Source organism: Streptomyces sp. SYSU D01066-1, from assembly GCF_054956795.1.
The window spans coordinates 24,669-31,149 of the sequence record NZ_JBUDHV010000057.1 but is presented as its reverse complement, the minus strand read 5'-3'; the positions used below and the strand labels follow the sequence as shown (position 1 = coordinate 31,149).

The window sequence follows — 6,481 nt, the reverse complement described above, 5'->3', positions numbered from 1 at the left end:
TACGAGACCTTCGACGCCGAGGCCGCCGCCGCCCGCGGCATGGCCTTCGAACACCTCGACCAGCTCGCCATGGACCACCTCCTCGGCGCCCGGAACTGACCTCCCGGTCCGCGGGTCGGCCGGTGCCCGCGGACCTCTCCCCATCCGCCCCGTGACGCCGTGGTCGCGCGGGCGGGCCGGCACCCCCTCGCACCCAAGGGCACCCACCGTGACAGCACACCCTCCGGCCGCCGGACCTCGCCGGCGCCGTCGCTCACGCAGAGCCGCAGCCCCGCTCGCCGCCGTCTCCGTCCTGGTCGCCGGGGCGGCGCTGACCGGCTGCGGACAGCAACGCGACCCCGATGTGTACACCGTGATGAACTCCTCGACCGACGAGTCCTACCACCGCTGGGACGCCGAGGCGATGGCCCGCTGCGGTGAGCGGCTGGGCGTCACCATCGAGCAGCAGAGCGTCCCCGCCGCCCAGGTCATGACCAAGGCGCTGCGCATGGCGTCCTCCAAGTCGCTGCCGGACATCGTCCAGTTCGACGCGTCCGAGATGCCCACGTTCGCCGACGCGGGCGGCCTGGTCGACCTCAGGACCCTCGGCCTGAGCACCCAGGACATCCCCGAGGGCATCGTGAACTTCGGTTCCTACAAGGGGACCTACTACGGCGCCGCCCGCTCCGTGAACACCCTCGCGCTCTTCTACAACAAGGACATGCTCGACCAGGCCGGCGTCGAGGTCCCCACGACGTGGGACGAACTGCGCGCGGCGGCGAAGAAGCTCACCGAGGGCAAGCGGTACGGGCTGGCGCTCAGCGCGGGCGGCGCGGAGGACGGCGTCTTCCAGTTCATGCCGTTCATGTGGTCCAACGGCGGTGACGAGGCGGAGCTGGACACTCCGCAGGTAGCCGAGGCGCTGGACTTCTGGAAGGCGCTGCTGGCGGACGGTTCGCTGTCGAAGTCGACGGTGAACTGGACGCAGGCGGACGTCAACGACCAGTTCATGGCCGGCAACGCGGCGATGATGATCAACGGCCCGTGGCAGGTGGAGACCCTGAACACGGACAAGTCGCTGCACTGGGAGATCGCGCAGATACCGGTGCCCGAGGCCGGTGACGACTCGGTCGGTCCGCTCGGCGGGGCCGTCCTCACCGTGCCCAACACCGGCGACGAGCAGCGGGAGAAGACGGCCGGGAAGATCGTCGCCTGTCTCGCCGGCCAGCAGGAACAGCTGACGTACGCGCTCAACAGCTGGATGGTCCCGGCCAACGCCAAGGCCGCCGCCGTGTGGCGGGAGAAGGTGCCGGAGCTGGACGCGCTCGCCGACCAGGTGGCCGCGGCCCGGTCGCGCACCGCCAGGCTCGGCGCGGGCTGGTCGGGCGTGTCGCTGGCCCTGCAGAGCGCCTTCCAGTCCGCCCTGACCGGCCAGTCCAGCGAGGCCGCACTGAAGCGCGCCCAGCAGCGGGCCACGAGCGGGAACTGAGGTACGTGACCATGACCACCTCCACCGTCACCGCGACGCCGGCCGCGAGAGAGCCCAAGGCGGCCCACGCTCCCGGCCCGGACCGGCTCAGGCTCAGGCGCCGGCTCACCCAGTGGGGGTTCGTCGCCCCCGCCGTCGTCTTCATGCTGCTGTTCTTCGGCTACCCGCTCGTCCGCAACGTCGTGATGAGCTTCCAGCACTACACGCCGAAGACGTTCTTCACCGGGGAGTCGCCGTTCAACGGCGCCGACAACTGGTCGAACGTCTTCCAGGACGCCCTGTTCGGCAAGGCCCTGCGGCACACCCTGGTGTTCACGGCCGGCTCCCTGGTGGGCCAGTTCGGCATCGGCCTGGCGCTGGCCGTGTTCTTCAACCGGCGCTTCCCCCTGGGCGGCGTCCTGCGCTCCCTGATCCTGCTGCCGTGGCTGGTGCCCATGGTGGTGTCCGGCGTGGTGTGGCGCCGCATCCTCGACCAGGACACCGGCGTCCTGAACACCTTCCTGGGCGCCGTCGGCCTGGGCAGCGGCCACACCCCCTGGCTGACCAGTCCGGACATGGCCCTGCTCTCCGTGATCCTGGTCAACATCTGGATCGGCATCCCGTTCAACATGGTCATCCTGTACGGCGGTCTCCAGGAGATCCCGAAGGAGCTGCACGAGGCGGCCGCCCTGGACGGCGCCTCCGCGTGGCGGACGTTCCGCTCCGTCACCCTGCCGATGCTCAAGCCGGTGGTGACGGTCGTCCTGGTCCTCGGGTTCATGTCGACCGTGAAGATCCTCGACCTGATCCTCGCCCTCACCGACGGCGGACCGGCCGACGCCACCCAGACCCTGGGCACGCTCACCTACCAGAACTCCTTCGTCCAGCTGGACTTCGGGGCGGGCGCGGTGGTCGGCAACGTACTCATCCTGATCTCCGCGGTGTTCGCGGTGTTCTACCTGCGGGCCAACCGCACCGAGGGGAAGTGACGTCCATGGCCTCGCAGACCACCACGGCACCGAGGCGCCGCTGGGGCTCCACCGTCGCCGGTGTGCTGATCCTGTGCGTGATGCTCTTCCCGCTGTACTGGATGCTCAACACCGCGCTCCAGCCGGAGTCGGGCCTGCTCAAGGTCGACCCGGTGCCGGGCAGCCTGGACCTGTCCGGCTTCTCCAAGGCCGTCACCGACCAGGGCGGCCACCTGCTGACCTCGCTGGTCGTCTCGCTCGGCGCGGTCGTCATCTGCCTGGCGATCGCCGCGCCGGCCGCCTACGGGCTGGCCCGGTTCGGGCTGCGCGGCTCGAGGACCGTCGTCTTCGGCACGCTGATCACCCAGATGGTGCCGGGCATCGTCATCGCCAACGCGCTCTACAACTCGTACGTCGACCTGGGCCTGGTCAACTCCTACTTCGGCCTGATGCTGGCGGACGCCTCGCTGGGCATCCCGTTCTCCATCGTGCTGATGCGCTCCTTCATGGTGTCCGTCCCCGGCGAGGTGATCGAGGCGGCGCAGATCGACGGGGCCGGGCCGGTGCGGACGTTCCTGCGGGTGGTGCTGCCGATGAGCCGCAACTCGCTGATCACCTCGGGGCTGTTCGCGTTCCTGTTCTCGTGGAGCGACTTCATGTTCGCGCTCACCCTGAACACCACCGACGAGGTCAAGCCGGTCACCCTCGGCATCTACCAGTACATCGGCGCGCACGTCGGTGACTGGGGTTCGGTGATGGCCGCGTCCGTGCTGTCGGCGGTGCCGGCGGCGGTCCTGCTCGTCCTCGCCCAGAAGTACATCGCCGCCGGTATCACCGGGGGTTCCGTCAAGTGACGTCCGCACCGCAGGAAACGGATTCCTCCCGCATGACCTTCCCACGCTTCCCGTCCGGTTTCGTCTTCGGTGCCGCGACCGCCTCGTACCAGATCGAGGGCGCGGCACGCGAGGACGGCCGGGGTCCGTCGATCTGGGACACCTACAGTCACACCCCCGGTCTGACGGCGAACGGCGACACCGGCGACGTGGCCTGCGACCACTACCACCGCTACCCGCAGGACGTAGCGCTCCTGCGCGAGCTGGGCGTGGACTCGTACCGCTTCTCGATCGCCTGGCCGCGGATCGTCCCGGACGGCGGCGGACCGGTCAACGCCAAGGGGCTGGACTTCTACTCGCGGCTGGTGGACGAGCTGCTGGAGGCCGGGATCGAGCCGGCCGCCACGCTCTACCACTGGGACCTGCCGCAGGCCCTGGAGGACCGGGGCGGCTGGCGGGTGCGGGAGACGGCGGAGCGGTTCGCCGAGTACACGGCCGTGGTCGCCGGGCACCTCGGTGACCGGGTACCGCGCTGGATCACGCTGAACGAGCCGTGGTGCAGCGCCTTCCTCGGCTACTCCGTCGGGCGGCACGCGCCCGGCGCCAAGGAGGGCCGGGGCGCGCTGGCCGCCGCCCACCACCTGCTGGTCGGGCACGGCCTGGCGGTGACGGCGCTGCGCGCGGCCGGGGTGCGCGAGGTCGGCATCACCCTCAACCTCGACCGCAACCTGCCCGCCACCGACTCCCCCGCCGACCTGGCGGCCGTGGTCCGCGCGGACACCCAGCACAACCTGGTGTGGACCGAGCCGATCCTCGCGGGCCGCTACCCGGCCGGCGAGGAGGAGACCTGGGGCGAGCTGATCACCGGGGCGGACTTCCGCCGCGACGGCGACCTGGAGCTGATCTCCCAGCCACTGGACTTCCTCGGCATCAACTACTACCGGCCGATCGTGGTCGCCGACGCCCCGCACCGCGAGCCCGACCCTGCGGCGCGGGTGGCGACCGACAACCGGTACGAGGAGGTCAGGCTGCCCGGCGTCCGGCACACCTCGATGAACTGGCCGGTGGTCCCGGAGTCGTTCACCGATCTGCTGGTGCAGCTGAAGAAGCAGTACGGAAACGCGCTGCCGCCGGTCCACATCACCGAGAACGGCTCGGCGGAGGACGACGCGGTCGCCGAGGACGGAGCGGTGCACGACACCGACCGGGTGGAGTACCTGCGGGGCCATCTGACCGCGCTGAAGGCGGCGATGGACGCGGGCGTGGACGTCCGCGGGTACTACGTCTGGTCGCTGCTCGACAACTTCGAGTGGGCGTACGGCTACGACAAGCGGTTCGGGATCGTCCGGGTCGACTACGAGACGCAGGAGCGCACACCGAAGGACAGCTACCGCTTCTACCAGGAGCTGATCGCCGCCAACCGGCGGTGACACACCGGACGGGGCCGCCTTCGCGGGCGGCCCCTTTCTCATGCCCCGGCGCTTTCTCCTGCTCCGCCGCGCCCCCGGGTACGCCGCCGGGTGCTCCGGCGACCGCTCGGCCAGGGGTGACGCCGCCGCCCGGGCCGGTCCGGCAGGCGCACCGCTCCCGTCATGGGAACCGCGTGGCCCACCGGGGTCCGGACCGCGAGGGCCTGTTGCCGGGCGCCACCCGCGCGGGGCGCTCACCTCCGCTCCGGGGAAGTACGCCCGGCGCCCGGCAACCGGTCAGGCAACCGGTCCGGCAACCGGCAGACGGCATCCCGCGCCGGTCCGGCTCCGGGACGCGGGTCAGGAGCCGGCCCGCTCCTCGGCTCCCCCGGCGTCCCCGGCCCCCTCGGACGGTCCGTCCTGTCCGGTGTTCTCGGCGTCCCCGGCCGCCCCGGCCTCCGCCGTGACGGCCGGCCGGCGGTCCAGCCCGGTCAGGGCGCGCTGGGCGATGGGGTGGTTGCGGGCCAGTTCGCCCAGTGTCGTCGAGCCCCGGGTGATGTCCCGGAACGCGTTCCACGCGGGCCGGAAGCCCGTCAGGGCCGCGTGGAAGATCCCCGGGCGGCGCTCGAACGCCGCCAGCATCCGCTTGCCGACGCTCATCTCGACACCCAGCCCGGCCTTGATGGCGAAGGCGTAGTTCAGGGCCTGGCGACGGGCGTCCACGGCGTCGTGCGCCTCGGCGATGCGCACCGCCCACTCCCCCGCGAGCCGCCCCGAGCGCAGGGCGAAGGAGATGCCCTCCCGCGTCCACGGCTCCAGGAGCCCCGCCGCGTCCCCGCACACCAGCACCCGGCCGCGCGACAGCGGCGAGTCGTCGGCACGGCAGCGGGTCAGGTGACCGGAGGAGATGCCCGGCTCGAAGCCGGCGAGACCCAGCCGGCCGATGAAGTCCTCCAGGTAGCGCTTGGTGGCCGCGCCCTCGCCGCGGGCCGAGATCACCCCGACCGTGAGCGTGTCGCCCTTGGGGAAGACCCAGCCGTAACTGCCCGGCATCGGGCCCCAGTCGATCAGGACCCGGCCCCGCCAGTCCTCGGCGACCGGCTCCGGGACCGGGATCTCCGCCTCCAGGCCCAGATCCACCTGGTCGACCTTCACCCCGACGTGTGCGGCTATCCGGCTGGCACTGCCGTCCGCGCCGACCACGGCCCGGGCCAGCACGGTCTCGCCGCCCTGGAGCACCACGGCGGCCGTGCGCCGGTCGGGGACCGCGGACCCGTGCTGCTCGACCCGCGACACCGTCACGCCGGTGCGCAGTTCGGCGCCCGCCTTCTGGGCGTGCTCGACCAGCTGCTGGTCGAACTCGGGCCGGTTGATCAGCCCGAACAGCATCTGCCGGGAGCGGCGGGTGCGGGTGAAGCGTCCGTTGTTGGAGAAGGTCACCGCGTGCACGCGGTCCTTGAGAGGCAGCTCGAAACCCGGGGGGAGCGAGTCGCGCGAGGGTCCGATGATGCCGCCGCCACAGGTCTTGTAGCGGGGCAGTTCCGCCTTCTCCAGCAACAGCACGCGCCGTCCCGCGACCGCCGCCGCGTAGGCGGCCGAGGCCCCCGCGGGTCCCGCGCCCACCACGACGACGTCCCACACCTGACGCGCGTCGTCCGCCGAAGAGTTCTCGCTGCTCACGATGGTCTACTGCTCCGATCAAACCGCATGCCGCACCTGTCCTTCCGCATCCTACGGTGGGCATCGCCGCAGGCCGCTGTGGGAGGATCGGCAATGTACGCGCCCCGCGCACACCAGGGCGCGCCCACACCGCACGATCACTCC

The 6,481-nt window shown here is 71.6% G+C and carries 5 protein-coding genes; 4 read left to right on the top strand and 1 reads right to left on the bottom strand.

Features of this window, described 5'->3' with window-relative positions:
* Positions 1-208 precede the first annotated feature (208 nt).
* From ACY1JF_RS31160 to ACY1JF_RS31145, 4 genes are read left to right on the top strand one after another with little or no spacing between them, the layout of a single operon-like run.
* Positions 209-1,468, top strand: a complete 1,260-nt coding sequence (locus tag ACY1JF_RS31160; RefSeq protein WP_462708631.1) for an ABC transporter substrate-binding protein — start codon at positions 209-211, stop codon at positions 1,466-1,468.
* Positions 1,469-1,479: 11 nt separating this feature from the next.
* Positions 1,480-2,436, top strand: coding sequence for a carbohydrate ABC transporter permease (locus ACY1JF_RS31155; protein WP_462708630.1), 957 nt, complete (start codon positions 1,480-1,482; stop codon positions 2,434-2,436).
* A gap of 5 nt (positions 2,437-2,441) precedes the next feature.
* Positions 2,442-3,269 (top strand): carbohydrate ABC transporter permease, encoded by an 828-nt coding sequence (locus ACY1JF_RS31150; protein WP_462708629.1) that lies wholly within the window; start codon positions 2,442-2,444, stop codon positions 3,267-3,269.
* 32 nt (positions 3,270-3,301) lie between these two features.
* The gene (locus tag ACY1JF_RS31145) at positions 3,302-4,678 is read left to right on the top strand and encodes a GH1 family beta-glucosidase (protein WP_462708628.1); all 1,377 of its coding nucleotides are present in this window, start codon (positions 3,302-3,304) and stop codon (positions 4,676-4,678) included.
* Positions 4,679-5,017: 339 nt separating this feature from the next.
* Here ACY1JF_RS31145 and ACY1JF_RS31140 read toward each other — a convergent pair whose 3' ends face one another.
* Positions 5,018-6,337 carry a geranylgeranyl reductase family protein gene (locus ACY1JF_RS31140; protein WP_462708627.1) on the bottom strand — a complete coding sequence of 440 codons (1,320 nt, stop codon included), beginning with the start codon at positions 6,335-6,337 and terminating at the stop codon, positions 5,018-5,020.
* Positions 6,338-6,481: the final 144 nt, after the last annotated feature.